The sequence below is a fragment of the Shewanella sp. N2AIL genome, assembly GCF_022690845.1.
GTDB classification, from domain to species: domain Bacteria; phylum Pseudomonadota; class Gammaproteobacteria; order Enterobacterales; family Shewanellaceae; genus Shewanella; species Shewanella baltica.
Genome location: NZ_JALBYT010000081.1, coordinates 1 through 621 on the forward strand (window position 1 = coordinate 1; position 621 = coordinate 621).

The 621-nt window shown below is 41.5% G+C and carries 1 protein-coding gene; it reads right to left on the bottom strand.

Annotation, left to right across the window (positions count from 1 at the left end; genetic code table 11):
* Positions 1 to 65: 65 nt before the first annotated feature.
* Positions 66 to 503, bottom strand: a complete 438-nt coding sequence (gene tnpA, locus MO387_RS20790; RefSeq protein ID WP_012088248.1) for an IS200/IS605-like element ISSod23 family transposase — start codon at positions 501 to 503, stop codon at positions 66 to 68.
* Between the last annotated feature and the right edge of the window lie 118 nt (positions 504 to 621).

Consider the following 621-nt stretch of genomic DNA (forward strand, 5'->3'; position numbering starts at 1 on the left):
AGTAAAGAATCCGCCTTCTTAGAAGGCGGCTTTGACTTGCCCCTGGAAGGGGCTATTCCAAGAACCTACATCATCTGCAACGACAATTGAGCCTCATGTTCCTGATCTTGTTTATCTTGATGGCGCACATATCGTCTAATGATTTCTTCATTAACACCTACTGTGTCTACAAAATAACCTCTGGCCCAAAAGCTATTGCCCCATAGCTTTTTACGTACATGAGGGAATTTATTGAATAGCCTTATCGCACTTCTTCCTTTCAATACTCCCATCAGCGTTGATACTGACAGCTTCGGCGGGATTATGACTACCAAGTGAACGTGGTCTATCTGAACGTTTAATTCTAAAACCTCACAACCCTTCATATTGCAAAGGATATAAATTGACCTGTATAACTCCTTACCAAGGTTTCCTTTTAAAATTTTAAAACGGTACTTCGGAGTCCAAACAATATGATATTTGCAACGCCAATAAACATGTGATGAACTTCTATAATCGCCCATGCTTTTCGTCTCCTCTTACTTGTGGTGAATAAGAAGTCTCTTTTAGCATGGGCGTAATTCAGGCTATAGCCTCAAGGAACAATCACCACCGCCAGAGGCGGTGGTTTTGGGATGACAA

What these genes read in the sequence shown, in the direction of transcription:
- tnpA (WP_012088248.1), bottom strand. Translation starts at nt 503, where the DNA reads ATGGGCGATTATAGAAGTTCATCACATGTTTATTGGCGTTGCAAATAT.